General features: G+C 71.9%; 20 protein-coding genes. 11 read left to right on the forward strand and 9 right to left on the reverse strand.

From position 1 onward, the window contains the following. Positions 1 to 200: 200 nt before the first annotated feature. Entirely contained in the window at positions 201 to 380 is a 180-nt protein-coding gene (locus AMK16_RS29965) for a hypothetical protein (RefSeq protein ID WP_073920471.1), read from the reverse strand. 370 nt (positions 381 to 750) lie between these two features. Between AMK16_RS29965 and AMK16_RS29970 the strand changes: the two genes are divergently transcribed. The 4 genes from AMK16_RS29970 (at position 751) to AMK16_RS29985 (ending at position 4,972) form a co-directional block, all read left to right on the forward strand. Further along, positions 751 to 1,947 carry an aminotransferase class V-fold PLP-dependent enzyme gene (locus AMK16_RS29970; RefSeq protein ID WP_073920472.1) on the forward strand — a complete coding sequence of 399 codons (1,197 nt, stop codon included), beginning with the start codon at positions 751 to 753 and terminating at the stop codon, positions 1,945 to 1,947. Between the two features lie 222 nt (positions 1,948 to 2,169). Next, positions 2,170 to 3,744 (forward strand): acyl-CoA carboxylase subunit beta, encoded by a 1,575-nt coding sequence (locus AMK16_RS29975; protein WP_073920473.1) that lies wholly within the window; start codon positions 2,170 to 2,172, stop codon positions 3,742 to 3,744. Further along, on the forward strand, positions 3,741 to 3,974 hold the full coding sequence (locus AMK16_RS29980) for an acyl-CoA carboxylase epsilon subunit (protein WP_073920474.1): 234 nt from the start codon (positions 3,741 to 3,743) through the stop codon (positions 3,972 to 3,974). Before AMK16_RS29975 ends, AMK16_RS29980 begins: the two co-directional genes overlap by 4 nt. 191 nt (positions 3,975 to 4,165) lie before the next feature. Next, complete coding sequence (locus AMK16_RS29985; protein WP_073920475.1) at positions 4,166 to 4,972, forward strand: SDR family NAD(P)-dependent oxidoreductase; 807 nt, start codon at positions 4,166 to 4,168, stop codon at positions 4,970 to 4,972. A gap of 84 nt (positions 4,973 to 5,056) precedes the next feature. On the opposite strand, the gene AMK16_RS29990 is transcribed toward AMK16_RS29985, so the two are convergent. Beyond that, positions 5,057 to 6,055, reverse strand: coding sequence for an AMP-binding protein (locus tag AMK16_RS29990; RefSeq protein ID WP_073920476.1), 999 nt, complete (start codon positions 6,053 to 6,055; stop codon positions 5,057 to 5,059). Between the two features lie 322 nt (positions 6,056 to 6,377). Between AMK16_RS29990 and AMK16_RS29995 the strand changes: the two genes are divergently transcribed. The 4 genes from AMK16_RS29995 to AMK16_RS30010 all read left to right on the forward strand — a co-directional run bounded on the left by AMK16_RS29995 (position 6,378) and on the right by AMK16_RS30010 (position 9,650). After that, positions 6,378 to 7,196, forward strand: coding sequence for an NmrA family NAD(P)-binding protein (locus AMK16_RS29995; RefSeq protein WP_073920477.1), 819 nt, complete (start codon positions 6,378 to 6,380; stop codon positions 7,194 to 7,196). Between the two features lie 144 nt (positions 7,197 to 7,340). Further along, positions 7,341 to 7,976, forward strand: coding sequence for a hemerythrin domain-containing protein (locus AMK16_RS30000; RefSeq protein WP_073920478.1), 636 nt, complete (start codon positions 7,341 to 7,343; stop codon positions 7,974 to 7,976). Continuing rightward, the gene (locus AMK16_RS30005) at positions 7,973 to 8,464 is read left to right on the forward strand and encodes an anthrone oxygenase family protein (RefSeq protein ID WP_073920479.1); all 492 of its coding nucleotides are present in this window, start codon (positions 7,973 to 7,975) and stop codon (positions 8,462 to 8,464) included. The genes AMK16_RS30000 and AMK16_RS30005 overlap by 4 nt, the downstream gene beginning before the upstream one ends. Before the next feature lie 187 nt (positions 8,465 to 8,651). After that, positions 8,652 to 9,650, forward strand: a complete 999-nt coding sequence (locus AMK16_RS30010; protein ID WP_073920480.1) for an AraC family transcriptional regulator — start codon at positions 8,652 to 8,654, stop codon at positions 9,648 to 9,650. Between the two features lie 18 nt (positions 9,651 to 9,668). Here AMK16_RS30010 and AMK16_RS30015 read toward each other — a convergent pair whose 3' ends face one another. The 7 genes from AMK16_RS30015 to AMK16_RS30045 form a co-directional block, all read right to left on the reverse strand. After that, positions 9,669 to 10,133 (reverse strand): GNAT family N-acetyltransferase, encoded by a 465-nt coding sequence (locus AMK16_RS30015; RefSeq protein ID WP_073920481.1) that lies wholly within the window; start codon positions 10,131 to 10,133, stop codon positions 9,669 to 9,671. A 9-nt stretch (positions 10,134 to 10,142) separates the two neighbouring features. Next, on the reverse strand, positions 10,143 to 10,841 hold the full coding sequence (locus AMK16_RS30020) for a 4'-phosphopantetheinyl transferase family protein (protein ID WP_073920482.1): 699 nt from the start codon (positions 10,839 to 10,841) through the stop codon (positions 10,143 to 10,145). After that, on the reverse strand, positions 10,838 to 11,674 hold the full coding sequence (locus AMK16_RS30025) for an alpha/beta fold hydrolase (RefSeq protein WP_073920483.1): 837 nt from the start codon (positions 11,672 to 11,674) through the stop codon (positions 10,838 to 10,840). The genes AMK16_RS30020 and AMK16_RS30025 overlap by 4 nt, the downstream gene beginning before the upstream one ends. Beyond that, positions 11,671 to 12,144, reverse strand: a complete 474-nt coding sequence (locus AMK16_RS30030; protein ID WP_073920484.1) for an SRPBCC family protein — start codon at positions 12,142 to 12,144, stop codon at positions 11,671 to 11,673. Before AMK16_RS30030 ends, AMK16_RS30025 begins: the two co-directional genes overlap by 4 nt. A 95-nt stretch (positions 12,145 to 12,239) precedes the next feature. Beyond that, complete coding sequence (locus AMK16_RS30035) at positions 12,240 to 13,766, reverse strand: FAD-binding protein (RefSeq protein ID WP_073920485.1); 1,527 nt, start codon at positions 13,764 to 13,766, stop codon at positions 12,240 to 12,242. A gap of 13 nt (positions 13,767 to 13,779) precedes the next feature. Then, a complete protein-coding gene (locus tag AMK16_RS30040; protein ID WP_073920486.1) occupies positions 13,780 to 15,342 on the reverse strand; it encodes a flavin-containing monooxygenase in 1,563 nt (520 codons plus the stop codon). A gap of 10 nt (positions 15,343 to 15,352) precedes the next feature. Next, positions 15,353 to 16,249 (reverse strand): class I SAM-dependent methyltransferase, encoded by an 897-nt coding sequence (locus AMK16_RS30045; protein ID WP_073920487.1) that lies wholly within the window; start codon positions 16,247 to 16,249, stop codon positions 15,353 to 15,355. 205 nt (positions 16,250 to 16,454) lie between these two features. Here AMK16_RS30045 and AMK16_RS30050 point away from each other — a divergent pair, with 205 nt between their 5' ends. Genes AMK16_RS30050 through AMK16_RS30060 form a run of 3 tightly spaced genes read left to right on the forward strand, consistent with a single transcriptional unit; the run spans position 16,455 to position 18,456 of the window. Next, positions 16,455 to 16,709 (forward strand): hypothetical protein, encoded by a 255-nt coding sequence (locus AMK16_RS30050; RefSeq protein ID WP_073920488.1) that lies wholly within the window; start codon positions 16,455 to 16,457, stop codon positions 16,707 to 16,709. A gap of 11 nt (positions 16,710 to 16,720) precedes the next feature. Then, positions 16,721 to 17,707 carry a 3-oxoacyl-ACP synthase III family protein gene (locus tag AMK16_RS30055; protein WP_073920489.1) on the forward strand — a complete coding sequence of 329 codons (987 nt, stop codon included), beginning with the start codon at positions 16,721 to 16,723 and terminating at the stop codon, positions 17,705 to 17,707. Beyond that, the gene (locus AMK16_RS30060; protein ID WP_073920490.1) at positions 17,704 to 18,456 is read left to right on the forward strand and encodes an SDR family NAD(P)-dependent oxidoreductase; all 753 of its coding nucleotides are present in this window, start codon (positions 17,704 to 17,706) and stop codon (positions 18,454 to 18,456) included. Before AMK16_RS30055 ends, AMK16_RS30060 begins: the two co-directional genes overlap by 4 nt. The last annotated feature ends 215 nt before the right edge of the window (positions 18,457 to 18,671 follow it).

The raw sequence follows: 18,671 nt of genomic DNA on the forward strand, positions 1-18,671 counted from the left end.
GTAGCGGCTCTTGAGCCGCCTTCCACCTGCGGTGGGGTACTTCCGCGCGCCCGCGTTGCGCACGGGGTGCCGGAAAATGCGAGAGGGGGATTCCGATCGGCTTTCGCGGTGGGCGGCAATCGGGTGCGCATTCCTCGCGGGGCGGCAGGCCGACCGTAAGAGGAGGGGCGAACGGCCGGGGAATTCGCGCCGATGGATGGTTACGGCCAGTCGATCCGGCCGGTGAGGGGGCCGGTGCCGGGAACGGTCGGCGCCGCGGCCGAGGTCGGGGGGACCGGCCAGTCGATGGCACCGCCGTCGGCGTGGGCGGCGCCGCCGGCCGTGAGGACGGCCGCGCCGGCGAGAGCGGCGGTGGCGACGATGCGGGCGATGTTCTTCATGGTGACTCCTCCGTGGCAACTGTTCGAACCGTCTTGGCAAGTCCTCTGCCAAGAAGACTGGCAACAACCGCTCGGGATGTGCTCGTCAATCGCTTGAGAAAGGCTGGAGGAAAGGCCGGAGGAGCCGGAACGGGGGACCGCTGCGGCCCTCCGCGCGTTTCCGAACCCCGGCGACCTGCGAGGGAGTTGTCGTGGCAGAGCCGGACGCATATTTGCCAGAAGTTGCCAACGAGCCCGCACTAGAGCCTCACCGGAGCGGGCATTGCCAAATCTGCCAGGTGCTGGGCAAGGTATTGCCAAGCATTTTGGCAACATGCGGAACACCGGGTCGTGGAGGTGCCGCGGCCCCACAGCGGGGGGAGGCCCCTGGATGAACGCGCCGACGTACCACAGGGAACGAACGGCCCACCTGAACACCGCGGGCACGGGCCGGATGCCGGACGGGGTGCGCGCCGTGCTCACCGCCTGCACGGCCCACGACGACCGCTTCGGGACCCGCGCCCTGGAGGAACACCTCGGCGGCGTCCTGCACACCGAGGTGCACGGACGCATCGGCGCCCTGCTGGGCGTCCCGGCCGAAGACACGGTACTGACCACCGGCGCGGCCGAAGCCTTCGACGCCCACGTCCGCGGCATGGAGCTCGGTCCCGGCGACCGGATCTGGACCACGCCGTACGAGGGCGTGGCCCACCTGACCACCCTCTGCGCCCTGCGCGACCGCACCCGATGCCGGCTGGAGGTCGTCCCGCTGCGGACGGACGGCGATCTCGACCTGGACTGGATGCGGGCGCACATCGACGAGGACGTCGCCCTCGTCTCCGTCGTCCACGTCTCCTCCGCCTGCGGAACCGTCAGCCCGGTCGCGCAGGTGGGAAAGCTCCTTGCGCCCCACCGGGCCCGGTACGCCGTCGACGCCTCCCACTCCGCGGGCCAGCTCCCCGTCGACGCCGCGCGCATCGGCGCCCACCTGGTCACGGCGGACGGCTGGAGGTTCCTGCGCGGCCCGGAGGCCACCGGCTTCGCCTACGCCGCACCCGGAGTGTGGGACGGCCGGCCTCAGGCGCCCGCCCCGGCGGCCGCCGCCGCGCTGAACGCCGCACTCGCCCACCACACCGCCGCCTCCTCGCTCCCGTACGAGGACGACCTGCTGCCCCGGCTGCGGGCCGCCCTCGAACGGGCGCCGGGGGTCGAACTGCTCGCACCGGGCCGGGAGCAGGCCGGCATGCTGGCCTTCCGGCACGGCGAGGTCCCGGCCGCGCGCATCCGCCGCGGTCTGGCCCGGCGCGGGGTCGTCCTCCGGAAGACCGTCGCCCAGGAGAATCCGCTCCACCCGGCCGCGCAGGGCGGGGCCACCGCCGTCCGGGCGTCCGTCCACCACGACAACACCGCACAGGACATCGACCGCTTCGAGCAGGCCCTGCGGGACGTCCTGCGCGAGGAGCGGGACATCGCCGCAGCCGCAGGCGAGGCGCTCACAGCGGCCGGCGGGGACGACTTCGGCCGGCCGTCGGCGTACCGCACGAAACCGGCCGGGCGCGGTCACCTCACCCTGCACCTGGCTACCTGAGCCCTGTCGCACCCGGGGCCGACGCCAGGCCCCGCCATCGGGCCGCCGAAGCCCGGCCCCGCCATCGGGGCCGCCGAAGCCGGCCCCCCATCGGGCCGAGGCCGCCGGTCGCAGCGGCGCCCAGGACCGTTTCTCGTGCGGGGTTCGAGCGGACCTCCACGGCGTCCCGAGCCCCCCGCGCGACGGTGGCCACAATCCGGCCTTCACCTCTGGAGGATCCACATGACCATCAGTGACGCGCCCCCTCTGCCGGACCTGGACCGCGCCGCGGAACTCGCCGGCATCAAGGCCCGGGCCCTGGCCGGCCCCGACGAACGGGCCACCGAGCGCCAGCACGCCAAGGGAAAGCTCACCGCCCGCGAGCGGATCGGCCTGCTGGTGGACGAGGGCTCCTTCCACGAGATAGAGGCCCTGCGGCGACACCGCGCGAGCGGCTTCGGGCTGGAGCAGAAGCGGCCCTACACCGATGGCGTGGTCACCGGCTGGGGCACGGTCGGCGGCCGCACCGTCTTCGTGTACGCACACGACTTCCGCATCTTCGGAGGGGCGCTCGGCGAGGCCCACGCGGAGAAGATCCACAAGGTGATGGACCTGGCCGAGGCGGCCGGCGCCCCGCTGGTCTCGCTCAACGACGGAGCCGGCGCCCGTATCCAGGAAGGCGTCTCGGCCCTGGCGGGCTACGGCGGCATCTTCCAGCGCAACACCCGCTCCTCCGGCGTCATCCCGCAGATCAGCGTGATGATGGGCCCGTGCGCGGGCGGCGCGGCCTACTCGCCGGCGCTCACCGACTTCGTCTTCATGGTCCGCGGCACCTCGCAGATGTTCATCACCGGCCCCGACGTCGTGCGCGCCGTCACCGGTGAGGAGATCTCGCAGAACGGCCTCGGCGGCGCCGACGTGCACGCCGCGGTCTCGGGAGTCGCCGCCTTCGCCTACGACGACGAGCACAGCTGCCTGGAGGACGTACGGCACCTGCTCTCGCTGCTGCCCTCCAACAACCGCGAGACGCCGCCGCGCGAGCAGGGCGACGACCCGGCGGACCGGCGTACCGAGGCGCTGTCCGGCATCGTCCCCGCCAACCCGCAGCAGGCGTACGACATCCGCAAGGTCATCGAGGAGGTCGTCGACGACGGCGACCACTTCGAGGTGCAGCCCGGCTGGGCGCCCAACGTGGTGTGCACGCTCGCCCGGATGGACGGACACGTCACCGGCTTCGTCGCCAACCAGCCCGCCAGCCTCGCCGGGGTGCTCGACATCCACGCGAGCGAGAAGGCGGCCCGCTTCGTGCAGTTCTGCGACGCCTTCAACATCCCGCTGGTCACCCTGGTCGACGTGCCCGGCTTCCTGCCGGGCGTGGACCAGGAGCACGGCGGCATCATCCGGCACGGCGCCAAGCTGTTGTACGCCTACTGCAACGCCACCGTCCCGCGGATCTCGCTCGTCCTGCGCAAGGCGTACGGCGGCGCCTACATCGTCATGGACTCGCGCTCCATCGGCGCGGACCTCGCGCTGGCCTGGCCCACCAACGAGATCGCCGTCATGGGGGCCGAAGGCGCGGCCAACGTCATCTTCCGCCGGGAGATCACCGCCGCCGCCGACCCCGACGCGATGCGGGCACAGAAGATCAAGGAGTACACGACCGAGCTCATGCACCCCTACTACGCCGCCGAACGCGGCCTGGTGGACGACGTCATCGACCCGGCCGAGACCCGCTCGGTGCTCGTCGGCGCGTTGGCCATGCTCCGCCCCAAGTACGCCGACCTGCCGTCGCGCAAGCACGGCAACCCGCCCGTATGACCGCCCGGAAGGCGGAGGCGGAGGCCGGCGCCGGGGGGCGGGACGGAGCGGAGCCGTGGAGGATCGCGCGCGGGCGCCCCGACGCGGTGGAGACGGCCGCCGTCCTGGCGGTCCTGCGGGCGTGGCTGAGCAGGCCCGGGGCCGGCCCGCCGGCGCCCCCGCGCACGGAGGCGGCCGGCTGGGACCGCTCCGGCGGGTTGCGCCGCGCGGGAAGCTGGCGCGAGCGCTGATGCGGTGCGCCGGTACCGGCAGCCGCACCCGGTGCCGGCGCACCGCACCGTCACCCGGCGGCGCACCGCGCAGGCGCTGAGGCGCAAAGGCGCAACGGCGCACAGGCGCACTCCATCCCACTTCCGTCGCGCCCCGAGTGCCCTCCGGCACGCTCTGGTGCTGTGACCGGGCGAACGACGGAGGGACGAAGATGACGGTGAAGGCGAGAGACAAGGCTCCCGAACGACCCGTGGCACTGGTCACCGGGGCGACCAGCGGCATCGGGCTGGCCGTCGCCCGGGACCTGGGCGCCCGCGGGCACCGGGTGTTCATCTGCGCGCGCACCGAGGCCGCGGTCAAGCAGACCGTCGCCGACCTGCAGTCCGAAGGCCTGAGCGTGGAGGGCGCGGCCGCCGACGTACGCGACCGTTCCGCCGTGGAGGCGCTGGTCGCGGGGGCCGTGGCGACGTACGGCGCGCCGGTCAGCATCCTCGTCAACAACGCGGGCCGCAGCGGCGGCGGCGCCACCGCGGGCATCACCGACGAGCTGTGGCACGACGTCATCGACACCAACCTCAACAGCGTGTTCCTGCTGACGCGCGAGGTGCTCAACAACGGCGGCCTCGGCGCCGAACCCTGGGGCCGCATCATCAACATCGCCTCCACCGCGGGCAAGCAGGGCGTCCTGCTCGGCGCCCCCTACTCCGCCTCCAAGCACGCCGTGGTCGGCTTTACCAAGGCGCTCGGCAAGGAGCTCGCGCCGACCGGCACCACCGTCAACGCGGTCTGCCCGGGATACGTGGAGACGCCCATGGCGGCGCGCGTGCGCAGCGGGTACGCGCAGGTGTGGGACACCACCGAGGAGTACGTGCAGGAGCAGCTCGAATCCAAGATCCCGCTCGGGCGCTACTCCACCCCCGAGGAGGTGGCCGGACTGGTCGGCTACCTGACCACCGACCTGGCCGCCTCCATCACCGCCCAGGCGCTCAACGTGTGCGGGGGCCTCGGGAACTACTGATGCCGGCCGCGGCCGAGGACACGCGGGAGAGGGCCGCGGACGGTCGGCCGTCCGCGGCCCTCCCCCTTGCCCGTGCCCGCTTCTCTATAGGACGGTCGGCGACCCCGAGACGTCCCAGAGGACGGCCTGCGGCGCGGTGCCGGCGTCCCGCCAGTCGGCCAGGGCCGGCGCGTCCACCGGCTCGTCCGAGAGCAGAACGTGCCGCAGCGCCGGCAGGCTGCTCCCGCTCCGGCGCGCCGCCGCGGCCAGCCGCGCGAAGGCGGACGGCAGCTGCGTCAGCACCGTCACCTCCTGCTCGGCCAGCAGCCGCGCCGACGCGCGGGCGTCGGACGCCGTGTCGCGGTCCACGACGACGGCGCGGCCGCCCGACAGCAGCGGCCCCCACATCTCCCGCATGCCCAGGTCCAGGCTGAGGGAATGGAAGTACGTCCACACGTCGTCCGGTCCCGACTCCAGCATCGGAAGACAGGCGTCCACCCACGACAGCACGTCCCCGTGGGTCACCGGCCGCACGGCCGCCGCCCGGCCCGGCTCGCCGGCCGGCGGGAGCGCGAGGAAGGCCGTCGCCCGCGGGACCTCGCGGCGCACTGCCGCCTCCGGCCGCACCGCGAGGACGAACCGGTCCGCCTTGGCCACCGGGATCTCGTCGCGCAGCAGGCCGCTGTCCGAGACGACCATCCCAGCGCCGGCGTCCCGCATCAGGAACTCCTGGAGGCCCGCGTTGTGCCCGGCCTCCAGCGGCAGGACCGCCGCTCCGGCGCGCAGCACGCCCACCACGGCGGCAGGGGCCGCGCAGGAGCGCTGGGCGCGCACCGCGACCGCCGAACCCGGACCGGCCCGCCCCGACAGGCGCCGCGCGATGTCGTCCGCCAGCCAGTCCAGTTCGAGGTAGGTCCTCTGCCCCTCCCCGTCCAGGGCGGCGACCCGGGCCGGATGCCGGGCGGCCGCGGCCGCGAAACGGATGTCGATGCGGTCCCGGCGCGCGGACCACTCGTCGGCCGGGTCGAGCCCGATCCGTCCGAGCAGGCCGGCCAGGTCCGCGGACAACCGGTCGAGCTCCGGATGATCCGGAGTGGCGTTCATGCGGCCTCCCAGCGGGTGGGTCGTTACTCCTGGGCCGATGGTGGCGGGGGAGACCGGAGAACGGCTCAAGTCCCGCCGTACAGGACCGCTCGGCGGCCGGTCGGGAGCCGCTGGACACCCGCTCGACGACACGTCCATCCGGGGTCGAGGACCACTCGGGACGCCCTGGCCCGCCCTCCGGGGGCATGCCTACGATCCTGGGGCTCACGCCGAAGCCACACTCTCCCCGTCGCGCTCCGAGGTGACCACTCGTAGACGCAGGCATATGGAACTGAGCTTTGTGGCTATGGCCCGTCTCGCGAGACTGGACTTGACTGTACTCATGACTCAGAACACGCAGATCACCCTCGTCATCGGCGGTCACGGCAAGACCGGCCGGCGCGTCGCCGAGAAGCTTTCCGCCCAGGGCCGCGAGGTCCGGATCGGTTCCCGCAGCGGCGAGCCCGCCTTCGACTGGCACGAGCCGGCCACCTGGGTACCGGCGCTGGAGGGCGTCGACCGGGTGTACGTGACCTACTATCCCGACCTCGCCTTCCCGGGCGCCGCCGAGCAGGTCCGCGAATTCTCCAAGGTGGCCGTCGCGAACGGCGCACGCCGCCTGGTGCTGCTGTCCGGGCGCGGTGAGGAGGCCGCGGAGGTCTCCGAGGAGAACCTGAAGGCCTCCGGCGCCGACTGGACCATCGTCCGCTCCAGCTGGTTCAACCAGAACTTCTCCGAGAGCTTCTTCCTGGAGCCCGTGCTGGCCGGCGAGATCGCCCTGCCGACCGGCGACGCCGTGGAGGCCTTCGTCGACGCCGACGACATCGCCGACGTCGTGGTGGCCGCGCTGACCGACGACAAGCACATCGGCAAGACCTACGAGCTCTCCGGCCCGCGCCTGCTCAGCTACAGCGACGTGGCCGCCGAACTGTCCAAGGCCACCGGCCGCGAGATCAAGTACATCTCCGTCACCAACGAGCAGTACCGCGCCGTGCTGCGCGAGAACGACCTCCCGGAGGAGTTCGCCGACCTGTTCACCATGATCCTCGACGGGCGCAACGCGCACCTGGTGCACGGTGTCGAAGAGGCCCTGGGCCGCAAGCCCAAGGACTTCTCCGACTTCGCCCGCGAGGCGGCCGCCTCCGGAGTCTGGAACGTCTGACGGCACGCCGCACCGCCGGCCCGGCCGGCACCACCCCACTCACCCCTTGACCGGGCGGCGACTCTGGTACGGCCGCCGCCCGGTGCCCGGGGCATCCGGGGACGCACACCGGCACCGCGCACGACCGACCGGCAGGAGGCTCCCGTGCCCGCTCCCAAGCCGTATTCCAGCGAACACGGACTGGAACACCTTCCCCCGCACTTCCACGGCTTCGCCCTGATGCACATCGCGATGCGGCGCGACGCGGCCCGGCTGCGCGCGGCGGCCCCCGCCTGGAACGGCGCGGGCACCGAGTGGTGGCAGCGCCTGCGCCAGGTCATCGAATGGCACCACACCAGCGAGGACGACGTCCTGTGGCCGGGACTGCGCCGCCGGGACGCCGACTTCGACGCACAGGCACGCGAACTGCACGAGGACCACGAGGAGCTGGACGCCGCCATGGCGGCCGTCTCGACGGCCATCGCCCGCCGCGGCGACGGCCTGGTCCCGGCGGCGCAGACCTTCGAAGGCGTGCTGCACGACCATCTCCGCGACGAGGAGCGGATCGTCTTCCCGGTCTTCGACCGGCTCGGCGAGCAGGCCTACCTGGCCGAGGAGCGCAAGGTCGTCTCCAGCGCCCCCGTACGCGTGATGACCTACCTCCAGCCGTGGATGTTCGACGGCGCCTCCCGCCGGTCGGTCGCGCACGTCTCCGCCACCATCCCGCCGCCCGTCCGGCTGATCGGCGCCACGCTGTTGCAGAGGCGCTACGAGCGCACCGTGAAGGGAATCCTGAAGTGAGCAGCACGACGACGCAATCCGTGACGCTGGTGGCGGCGACCGTGGGCACCGGACTGATGGCCGGCCTCTACTTCGCCTTCGACATCTCGGTGATGCCGGGACTGGGACGCGGCGACGACCAGACCTACGTGACCGCCATGCGCAACATCAACGAGGCGATCGACAACGGCCTGTTCGGTCTGCTCTTCCTCGGCGCCTTCCTCGCGACCGGGGTGGCGGCCACGCAGCAGCAGCGCGGCGGCCGCCGCGACGCGGCGCGCTGGGGCTGGCTCGCCTTCGCGCTGTACGGCCTCTCGCTGGCCGTCACCGCCCTCGTGAACATCCCCCTCAACAACCAGCTGGCACGGGCCGGCGCCGACGCCGCGGCGGCCCGCTCCCGCTTCGGCGGCCGCTGGGCCTCCGGCAACACCGTCCGGACGCTGGCCTGTACGGCGGCCCTGGCCGCGCTGGGACGCGCCCTGACCCTGCACGGCCGCGCCTCGGCGTAGGCCGTGCTCCGGCCGCTCCGCCGCTCCACCGTTCCGCCCCCGCGAACGGCGCCCGCTCTCTTTTCCGTCCCCCGCGGGAGAGCGGGCGCTTCGCCGTGCCCGGACGGGGGCGGGCAGGACGCCGGGACGCGCGACCCGCAGGAGCGCACGCCCTGGACAGGACGCACGACGCGGAGAGGATGTACGCATGGACACGCTGACCGGACTGCTCGAAGGCCCCAAGGCCCGGGGGGCCTTCCTCCTCAAGTCCGTCTTCAACCCGCCCTGGTCGCTGCGCGTCGAGGACAGGGCCCCGCTATCCGTCGTCACGATGGTGCACGGCGACGCCTGGCTGGTCCCCGACCTCGGCACCCCGGTCATGATCCGGCCGGGCGACGTGGCCGTCGTCCGGGGCCCCGAGCCGTACACGGTCGCGGACCGCCTCGACACGCCGGTCCAGATCACCGTCGGCCCCGAGCAGCGGTGCAGCACCGAGGAGGGCGAGGACGTCACCGACACGATGGCGCTCGGCGTGCGCACCTGGGGCGACGACTTCCAGGACGCCGGCTCGGCCGTGATGCTGAGCGGCACCTACCAGGCGCCGAGCGAGATCGGCCGGCGGCTGCTGAGCGCGCTGCCGACCATCCTGGTGCGCCCGGCCGAAGCCGCGGACAACACCCTGGTCACCCTGCTCACCTCGGAGATCTCCAAGGACGAGCCGGGCCAGGAGATCGTCCTGGACCGCCTCCTGGACCTGCTGCTGATCGGGGTGTTGCGCACCTGGCTCGCGGCGCCCGGCAGCGGCGCGCCCTCCTGGTACCGCGCCCAGAGCGACCCGGTCGTGGGCCCGGCCCTGCGGCTCCTCCACGAGAACCCCGCCCACGGCTGGACCGTCGAGGAACTCGCCCTGAAGGTCGGCGTCTCCCGGGCCTCCATGGCCCGCCGGTTCACCGATGTCGTGGGCGAGCCGCCGGTGGCCTACCTGACCGGCTGGCGCCTCGCACTCGCCGCCGACCTGCTGCGCGAACCGGAGGCCACCATCGCGACCGTGGCCAGGCGCGTGGGCTACGGCTCGGCCTTCGCCCTCTCGACGGCCTTCAAGCGCGTCCGCGGCATGAGCCCCCAGGAGTTCCGTACGGGCGCCCACCCGGTCACCGCGCCGCAGGCACCGCAGCCACCGCGCACGGTGGTGCTGCCCACGCCGTGACGGACAGGTCCCGGAGTCCTACAGCGCGAGTGCGGCGACCGCCTGGCCGCCGCTGCTCTCGCCGGTGCGGCGAAAGCCCAGGCCGGCGTAGAAGCCCTCCGGCCCGTCGGGCCCCGGGTGGTAGGTGACGTAGGCGTGCTTGGCGCCGCGGCGCCGCACCTCCTGCGCGACGGCCAGCACGGCGAACCGGCCGTACCCCTTGCCCTGCTCGGCGGCGGCGATGTTCAGCCGCCACAGCCCCGAGCGGACGTCGTGCGGGTCGTCGTCCCAGGCCACGTCGAAGAAGGCCATCACGAAGCCGACGGCCCGGTCCCCGTCGAGGACCAACCGCGGCCAGGCGGCGGTGGGATGGACGTACGCCTCGGCGAGGGACTTCACCACCGGCGAGACCAGGTGCTGCTGGTCGGCCCGGACGGATATGGCACAGGCGGCGTCGAGGTTGTCGCCGGTGACCTGGGCCAGGCGCAGGGATGCGGTGCTCATGCCCGCACCCTACGAGGGCGCCCCCACGGAGATCATCTCGGGTTGCGGGGCCCGCTCGGGGCCGCCTGCCCCCCGCGCGACCGCGGTCAGCACCAGCTCCGGACCGGCCAGCCACCGGCCCTCGTACACCGGGTCCACGGGCGGCGGGAGCGGTGGGTGCAGGGTCGCCGTGAAGCCGCCCGCGGGGGAGAGGGTGAGGGTCGCGTCGCGGAAGCCGAGCCAGATGCCGGTCGCCGGGTACCACGCCTTGTACGCGGCCTCCTTCGCGGAGAAGAAGACGCGGTCCCAGGGGACGGATGGGGCGGCGGCCGCGAGGGCGGCCAGGTGGGCGCGCTCCGCCTCGGACGCGATCAGGGCCAGCACGCCCCTGGGGAGCGGGCCGGCCGGCTCCGCGTCGATGCCCAGCGCGGCCACCGCGGACGCCGGGGCCGCCACCGCCGCGCGGTAGCCCTCGCAGTGGGTGATGCTGCCGACCACGCCGGACGGCCACCGGGGGGCGCCGCCCGGGCCCGGGAGCAGGGCCACCGGACGGCGGCCGAGGTCCGCCAGGCAGCGCCGGGCGCAGGCCCGGGCCGTCGCGAACTGGCGGCGCCGGCGGGCCCGGCGGCCTGCCATCAGGGCCGCCTCGGCCGGGAAGAGAGGAGCGGGCGCCGCGTCGTCGAAAGCCTCCGATGACGTGACGCCCGGGGGAAGGATGTCCTCGATCATCGCGAGGCGAGCTCCGACACGGCCGCGACCGCCAGCAGCGGACGCTCCAGCGGGAGCATGTGCCCCGCGCCGGGAACCCGTTCGAAGCGGGCACCCGGCAGGACCTGCGCGAGGGTCTCGGCCAGCGCGATGTCGATCACCTTGTCGCCCTCGCCGTGCAGGACCACTGCGGGCGTGGCGACCGACTTCAGCGCCTCGCGGACGTCCCAGCCGCGGGTACAGCGGAAGAAGTCGGCCCGCACGCGCGGGACGGTGGCGGCGAACATCTGCCGGTTCACGTCGCGCACGACGGGATCCACGCCCTTGCCCATGGTGGAACCGAGCAGCTTGCCCCCCAGCCACGGCCGGCGCAGGGCCCGGGAGAAGAGCCGGCTGCCCATCATCTTCACCTCGCTGTCCGGGGTGTCCTGGCCGTGCGCCGCCGTGCCCAGCAGCACCAGACCGCGCAGCCGGCCGGCCGAGGGCGAGGTGGCCGCGTACGACAGGGCGGCGAAGCCGCCGCCCGAGTGGCCGACGAGCACCGCCTCGCGCGCGTCCGTCTCGCCCAGTACCGCCGCCAGGTCCGCGGCCAGCCGCTCCACCGAGACCGGGGTGCGGCCCAGCGTGGACGCGCCGTGGCCGCGGTGGTCGTACAGCACCACCCGGTGCCCGGCCCGGATCAGCCGGTCCGCGACCGTGCCCCAGGCGCGGCGGGCGTGCGCCCAGCCGTGCACCAGGACCACGTCGGCGGCGGCCGGCGCCCCCGCCAGGGGCGCCAGCACCGTCACCGCAAGCTCCGCGCCGTCGTCCGTACGGACCGTCAGCTCGTGGGTGACCTCCGCAGCCGTGGTCACCGCGACACCGCCGACAGCTGCCGGTCCAGCGACTCGAACGCCGCGAGAGTGGCCTTGGAGTGCTCCGCGCCCAGGTCCGCGACCTTGGCCAGCACCTTCAGCCAGCCGTGCGGGCTGCCGGTGAAGTGCATCGAGACGCGGGTGCGGCCGTCCGCCAGAGGTTCGAGCAGGAAGGTGCTCGGACCGCGGAAGACACCGTCCACGTACTCGATGTCCAGCCGGCGGCCCGGCTCCACCGCCACCGTGCGGGAGGTGAAGCGCAGCTTCAGCCCGCCCTTGTCGACGCCCTTGGTGTGCACGACCACGCCCACCGTGCCGCCGACCTCGTCGGGGGCGCCGGAGACCGCCGTGAACGTGTTGTGCGGGACCCACCACTTCTTCGCGCCGCGGAATTCGGCGACGAGCGCGTCCCACACGGCATCCGCCGGGGCGTCGATCACCGCCTCGTCGATCAGGTCGTACGTCGTCATCTCGCAGCCTCCACTCGATACGGGGAAAAGGCGGTGGGGGCGGGGTCCCTCTCCCCGCCCCCACCGCCGGGACTCCACGGCCGGCCGGCCTGCCGTCAGGCGAAGAAGCCCTGGCCGGGTGTGAAGATGTTGTTGGGGTCGAACTTCTTCTTGGCGTTGACGAAGCCGCTCCAGCGGTTGCCGAAGTGCTTTTGCCAGTCCGCGCCCGTCATCGGGATGGATCCCACCAGGTAGCGCTTGGCGCCACTGGCCACCGCGAGGTCGTACAGGCGGCGGTTCTGGTCGATCATGCCCTGGATGTTGGGCTCGCCCGGGTTCGGGAAGCGCAGCAGGTCGAAGAGGTAGACCACGGACTCGTTGGGCATCATCGCCAGCGGCCGCTTGATCTTCGACGTGTAGAACGGGTAGAAGAGCAGGAACCCGCCGCCGAGCGAGTTCGCGTCCAGCTCCTGCTCCACGCGCTTCATGAACGCCTTGGTCTTCGAGGCGGGGAGGAACATGCTCAGCCACGGCTTGGGCGTGTACCAGTGGCCGCCCTCCTTCAGGATCGCCTCGTAGGCGTCGAGCCGGAACATGTAGTCCCGGAACGACACGTCCTCGATGACCGCGTCCGCGCGGACGTCCTTCAGGTCGCACAGCAGCTTGTTCCGGTTCGGCGGCGTCGTGTTGTAGGTGGCGCCGACCTCCAGCTTGTACCGCCAGCCCGAGTTGTCCGGGGTGCGCAGCATCTCACCGGCGTGGACCTGGAACCGGCCGTCGGCCAGCACCTTCTCCGAGTCGGCGAGGTACTGCTCGACCGTGTTGTAGAACAGGCTGAAGATGACCGCCCGCTGGGGCGCCGGGATCAGCTTGACGGTCGCCCGCACGATGATGCCGACCTGGCCGCCGCCCGACAGCGCCGCGTTGAACAGCTCCGAGCGCTGCGAGGCGCTGGCCGTGACGAGCTTGCCGTCACCGGTGATGATGTCGATCGACTGCACCGTGTCGCACAGCAGGCCGTACCGCTGCACGGTGCCGCCGATACCACCGATGCTGATGGTGCCGCCGACCGAGATGTACAGGTAGTCGGGCAGCGCCGGCGGGGTCTTGCCCACCAGCAGGGCGGCGTCGGTCAGCTGCCCCCATGTCACCCCGGCCTCGACCACCGCGCTGTCGTTGCCGAGGGACAGGATCTTCGACATGCCCTTGGCGTCGATGGAGATGCCGCCGGGGACGCGCGCCTGGCCGTAGACCGAGTGCGACTCGATGTCGTTTCCGGTGCCGCCCTGGCCGTTGACGGCGACCTTGATGTTGTTCGCACGGGCGTAGTTGACGATCTTGACGATGTCGTCGATGCCACCGGGACGCAGCACCGCCCACGGCTTGCTCGCGGCGCCGTCGAAGAGGTGCCCGAAGTCGTTGGCGAAGGCGTCGACCGTGGCGGGCGTCGTCTCCAGGGTGCCGACCAGTCCCGGCACCGGCACGACATCGGAGTTGCCGGCGGCTTCGGCGGCCGTGGCCCAGGTCTGGTCCACGGCGTTCCAGCCGACGACGGCGACGGCCGTGGCCGCCATTCCGCCGAGGATGCGGCGGCGGGAGGGCTCGGCGGTGGTGCCCGCCTCGGTTCTGGGGGTGCTGCTCATCTGCGTGCGTCTCCTACTGGTGAGGTACCGGCTTGGTGCTGCGCACCCGGGAAGCGAGCTGGTACTCGCTCAGATCGAGGCGCTTGGTCCCGCGTCGGAAGCGCCAGGTGTACGTCGGGAAGATCGACGTGTTGCGGCCGTTGGCGTCGAGGTACCAGCTCTTGCAGCCGCCCGACATCCAGACCGTGCCTTCGAGGTGCTTGTCCAGCTTCTGGTTGTAGGCGTCCTGCGCCTCCTGCCGCACCTCGATGCTGGCCAGTCCCCGCTTCTGCGCCTGCTTCAGCGAATCCACGACGTACTGGACCTGCGCCTCGATCATCACGGTCTGGGAGGAGTGACCCAGCGCCGTGTTCGGACCGAGCAGCATGAAGAGGTTGGGGAAGCCGGCGATGGTCGTACCCCGGTGCGCGGACATGCCGTCCCGCCACGTCTCCCGCAGCTGGACGCCGCCCCTGCCCCAGATCCGCCGGGCGACCGGGCGGTCCGTGGCCTGGAAGCCGGTGCCCAGGATGATGGTGTCGACCTCGCGCTCCACACCGTCCGTGCCCACGATCGACTTGGGCCGGACCTCGGCGATCCCGTCCGTGACGATCTCCACATTGGGCTGCTGGATCGCCGGGTACCACGTGTTGGAGAACAGCAGGCGCTTGCACGCCACCAGGTAGTCCGGCGTCAGCTTGGCGCGCAGCGCCTCGTCCGGCACCGACTTCTCCAGGTGGTCGCTCGCCATCTTCTGGACCTTCTCGGCGAGCTTGGGGCGCTTCCAGAAGAAGGCAAGGATCTCCCGGCCCCACATGTTGAAGCCCCGCCGGAACTGCTGGTAGCCGGGCAGCGAGCGGAGCATCTTGGTGTGCAGCTCGCTGTTGGCCTTGTCCGGCTTCGGACCGATCCACGGGGGCGTGCGCTGGTACAGGTCCAGCTGCCCGACCTCGGGCTGGATCTTCGGCACGAACTGGATCGCTGAGGCGCCCGTGCCGATGACGGCGACGCGGCGGCCGGCCAGGTCGTGGTCGTGGTCCCAGTTCGAGGAGTGGAAGACCTTGCCCTCGAAGTCCGCCAGCCCCTTGATGTCCGGTACGGCCGCCTCGCTGAGGTAGCCGGTGCCGGTGACCAGGAACTGGGCGGTGTACTCGCCCTGCGAGGTCTGGATCTTCCAGTGCCGCTCGCCCTCGTCCCAGCGGGCGGCTTCCAGCTCGTGCCCGAACCGGATGTGCGGGCGCACGCCGAAACGGTCGGCCGTGTCGCGCAGGTACGCGAACAGCTCGTCGCGCGAGGCGAACGTCGACTTCCAGTTCGGGTTCCGTGCGAACGAGAACGAGTAGAGGTGGGACATGACGTCGCACGCACAACCCGGATAGCTGTTGTCGCGCCAGGTGCCGCCGACCTCATCGGCCCGCTCGAACACCAGGAAGTCGTCGATGCCCGACTGCAGCAGCCGGACGGCGGTGCCGAGGCCCGAGAAGCCGGTGCCGATGACCGCGACCCGCAGGTGCCGGGTCGGGCCGCGGCCACCGGGAACCGTCTCGGTGCCCGTACGTGCTCCGCCGTCCTTGGCCGGCTCGAGAATGCTCGTCACGTCGGCCTCCTTAGCGGCGCGTGATGGTGACGCGGAAGTTGTTGAAGAACTTGTCCTCGAGCGTGTAGGCGAAGATGTCGAGGTAGCGCTCGAAGCGGGAGACGACCTCTTCGCCCTCCAGGGCGACGGCCTCGTCGCGGCGCTCGGCCAGCAGGACCAGCCACGCGCGGCAGGCCATCGCGAAGGACTCGCGCTCGTTGACGATCTCGTCGATCTCGAAGAGACCCTCGGCGGCGGCGCTCAGCTCGCTCAGGTGCGGGATGTGGCAGCCCTCGAACTCGGAGCGCTGGAGGAACTTCAGGTCGTCGAGGAGCGCACGGTTCATCGGCAGCGCCTCGGCGGTCATGGTGTGCAGCACGAACTTCGCGCCCGGGTTGAGGGCGTTCGCGACCTGCTGGAAGAAGTACCGGTAGCGCTTGGTGCGCTCCTTGGGCGGCAGGTTCGAGGAGACGAAGTGCTCCAGCGCGTTGATGCAGAACGCCGCGTCGTACTTCTCGCTGTCGTCCGCGACCTTGTAGTCCGCCCAGCTCTGGACCAGCGTCGTGATGCGCGGGTTGTCGAGGCCGGCGATGAAGGCCTCCTGAGTGCGGGACAGGGTCAGGCCGACGGCCTGCTCCGCGCCGTGCACGGTGGTGAGGCGGTTGAGCATGGTGCCCCAGCCGCAGCCGATGTCCAGGACGCGCTTGGCACCGCCGGTCGCCACGTTCGCGAGCTCGGCGAACTTGTCGAGCTTGCGCTCCTGCGCCTCGTCCAGGGTGGCGACCAGGTCCTCGCCTTCCTCCCAGTAGCCGCCCGAATACATCATCGTGGGGCCCAGCAGGAGCCGGTAGAAATCGTTGCTGACCTCATAGTGGTGCCTGATCGCATCGACCTCGGGGTCCACCGACTTGGGGGCGACCGTTGTCATCCTGATCCTCTTTCCTGCGTGTCCGGCGGGCCGTATTTCCGAATTCGCGTCCGAGGAAACCGGATGCCCCGCAAGGCGTGCGCAAGACGGGCAAAAATCGCGGTCCGGCGCCGTGTTGCGCCTTCCTTGCGGGGGCGCGGCTTTCATCACTCTCGAAAACAAGACACGCACTGCCGAGTTGCATTGCCGAGAGAGGACCGACCCCATGTCGCTGCCCACCATCGAAGAACTGGCGAGCCAGCTCGAGGCCGTCTCGGGTGCCGCGGAGGTCAGCCCCGACGCCCCGCTCCAGCACATCGCGGACGTCGACTCGCTGGACCTGATGGAGTGGCTGTACGGCTTCCAGAACCAGTACCCGCACATCCCGGCCGACGAGTCGCTCTTCGCGGACCTCGACGACACGACGACGCTGCGTGACGTGTACGCGAAGATCGTCGATCTCGCCCCGGCTCAGGCGTAGCGAGGGGTGACGTGACCGGCTTCGACATCACCGGGTGGGGCATGTCCGTACCCGAACGCATCGTCACCAGTGCGGAGCTCGCGACACGTTTCGGCGTGGACGAACACTGGGTCGTCAGCCGCTGCGGCATCCGTGAGCGGCGGGCGGTCAACCCGGGGCAGACCACTGCCTCCCTGGCCGTCGAGGCCGGCCGGCGTGCGCTGGACAAAGCGGGGCTGACCGGCGCCGACATCGCCCACCTCATCGTCGCGACCGCCACGCCCGAGCAGCCGTCCCCGGCGACGTCCGCGTTCGTCCACCACGAACTGGGCATCTCGGGGAGCGCGCACGACGTCAACTCCGAGTGCGCGGGATTCGTCTACGGCCTCGTGTCCGCGATGGCCCTGATCGCCATCGACCCCCGGCCGATCCTGCTGATCGGCTCCGACACCCACACCCTGACGGCCAACCCGGCCGACCGCGACCTTTCCATCCTCGTCGGCGACGGCGCGGGCGCGGTCGTCCTGCAGCCGGGCGCGGAGAACCGGGTCAAGGCGTGGAACCTGGGCGCCGACGGCGCCTGCACCGGCTCCCTCAAGGTGCTCGCCGGCGGCAGCCGGATGCCGACCACCGAGGAGACGGTGGCCGCGGGTCTGCACTACGCGCAGATCAACGGCAACGAGATCTACCTCAACGCCGTCCGGTACACCGTCCGTACGGTGCGCGAGACGCTGGAGAACGCCAAGGTGGACGCGGCCGACGTGGACCACGTCGTGCCGCACCAGGCCAACATCCGGATCATCAACTCGATCCTGTCGCACACCGGGCTCCGCCAGGAGGCCCTCATCACCAATCTCCAGAAGTACGGCAACACGGCTTCGGCGTCGATCCCGATCGCGCTGACCGAAGCCCTGGACGAGGGCCGGATCAAAGCCGGTGACAAGGTCCTCCTGGCCGGCTTCGGAGCCGGCATGACCTGGGGTTCGATCCTGATGGAGTGGGGCGGTGTCGCGGCATGAGCAAGAACAGTGCGGGTCAGCGGCCCGAGTCCCCGGTCGCGCTGGTGACCGGTGCCTCGGGCGGCCTCGGCCAGGCCCTGGCGCTCGAACTGGACGCGCTCGGCTGCCGGGTCGCGGTCCACTACAACAGCGCCCGTCAGGCCGCCGAGGCCGTCCAGGAAAAGCTGGTGAACCCGTCGGTGCTGGTCACCGGTGACGTCGGTTCGTGGGAGGCCACCCAGGCCCTCCACGAACGGATCTGCGCCGAGCTCGGTCCGGTGGACGTACTCGTCAACAACGGGGCCATCCGCAAGGACAGCCTGATGGCGATGCAGAACCCGGCGGACTGGGCGCAGGTCATCCAGACCAACCTGATCGGGTCGTTCCACACCGCCCGGGTCTCGGTGCCGCACATGCTGCGCCAGCGGTGGGGCCGGGTGATCAACATCGTGTCCCCGTCGGGCATCATCGCGACGGCCGGCCAGACGGCGTACTCGGCGTCCAAGGCGGGTCTGATCGGCTTCACCCGCACGCTGGCCTCCGAGTGCGGCCGGCGCGGGGTGACGGTGAACGCGCTGTCCCCCGGCTTCATGATCACGGGTATGACGAACACCCTGCCGGACCGGGTGATCGAGGGCATGGAGGGCAAGGCCCCCATCCCCCGCTTCGTCACGGTCGAAGAGGTCGCCCGCAGCGCCGGCCTCTTCCTGGACCAGGACTGCATGACGGGCCAGGTCATCAGCATCGACAGCGGCGTGTCCATCACCTGACCCGCGGTTCCCTCTCCCCGGCCCCGGCCCTCCCACCCCCCCAGGGGAGGCCGGGGCCGCTCGTCGTCGTCGCGTGCCGGTATCCGGGCGTGCCGGTATCCGGGCGAGCGGGGATACGGCGATACGGGGATACGGAGGGTACGGCGATACGGGCATCCTCGGGTTGCGGACCCGGGCGTGCGGAAGGCCGCCGCCGCGGAGTTCGCGGCGGCGGC

Source organism: Streptomyces sp. CB00455, assembly GCF_001905445.1.
Classification (GTDB): domain Bacteria; phylum Actinomycetota; class Actinomycetes; order Streptomycetales; family Streptomycetaceae; genus Streptomyces.

What these genes read in the sequence shown, in the direction of transcription:
- AMK16_RS29965 (WP_073920471.1), bottom strand. Translation starts at nt 380, where the DNA reads ATGAAGAACATCGCCCGCATCGTCGCCACCGCCGCTCTCGCCGGCGCG.
- AMK16_RS29970 (WP_073920472.1), top strand. Translation starts at nt 751, where the DNA reads ATGAACGCGCCGACGTACCACAGGGAACGAACGGCCCACCTGAACACC.
- AMK16_RS29975 (WP_073920473.1), top strand. Translation starts at nt 2,170, where the DNA reads ATGACCATCAGTGACGCGCCCCCTCTGCCGGACCTGGACCGCGCCGCG.
- AMK16_RS29980 (WP_073920474.1), top strand. Translation starts at nt 3,741, where the DNA reads ATGACCGCCCGGAAGGCGGAGGCGGAGGCCGGCGCCGGGGGGCGGGAC.
- AMK16_RS29985 (WP_073920475.1), top strand. Translation starts at nt 4,166, where the DNA reads ATGACGGTGAAGGCGAGAGACAAGGCTCCCGAACGACCCGTGGCACTG.
- AMK16_RS29990 (WP_073920476.1), bottom strand. Translation starts at nt 6,055, where the DNA reads ATGAACGCCACTCCGGATCATCCGGAGCTCGACCGGTTGTCCGCGGAC.
- AMK16_RS29995 (WP_073920477.1), top strand. Translation starts at nt 6,378, where the DNA reads ATGACTCAGAACACGCAGATCACCCTCGTCATCGGCGGTCACGGCAAG.
- AMK16_RS30010 (WP_073920480.1), top strand. Translation starts at nt 8,652, where the DNA reads ATGGACACGCTGACCGGACTGCTCGAAGGCCCCAAGGCCCGGGGGGCC.
- AMK16_RS30015 (WP_073920481.1), bottom strand. Translation starts at nt 10,133, where the DNA reads ATGAGCACCGCATCCCTGCGCCTGGCCCAGGTCACCGGCGACAACCTC.
- AMK16_RS30020 (WP_073920482.1), bottom strand. Translation starts at nt 10,841, where the DNA reads ATGATCGAGGACATCCTTCCCCCGGGCGTCACGTCATCGGAGGCTTTC.
- AMK16_RS30030 (WP_073920484.1), bottom strand. Translation starts at nt 12,144, where the DNA reads ATGACGACGTACGACCTGATCGACGAGGCGGTGATCGACGCCCCGGCG.
- AMK16_RS30035 (WP_073920485.1), bottom strand. Translation starts at nt 13,766, where the DNA reads ATGAGCAGCACCCCCAGAACCGAGGCGGGCACCACCGCCGAGCCCTCC.
- AMK16_RS30045 (WP_073920487.1), bottom strand. Translation starts at nt 16,249, where the DNA reads ATGACAACGGTCGCCCCCAAGTCGGTGGACCCCGAGGTCGATGCGATC.
- AMK16_RS30050 (WP_073920488.1), top strand. Translation starts at nt 16,455, where the DNA reads ATGTCGCTGCCCACCATCGAAGAACTGGCGAGCCAGCTCGAGGCCGTC.
- AMK16_RS30060 (WP_073920490.1), top strand. Translation starts at nt 17,704, where the DNA reads ATGAGCAAGAACAGTGCGGGTCAGCGGCCCGAGTCCCCGGTCGCGCTG.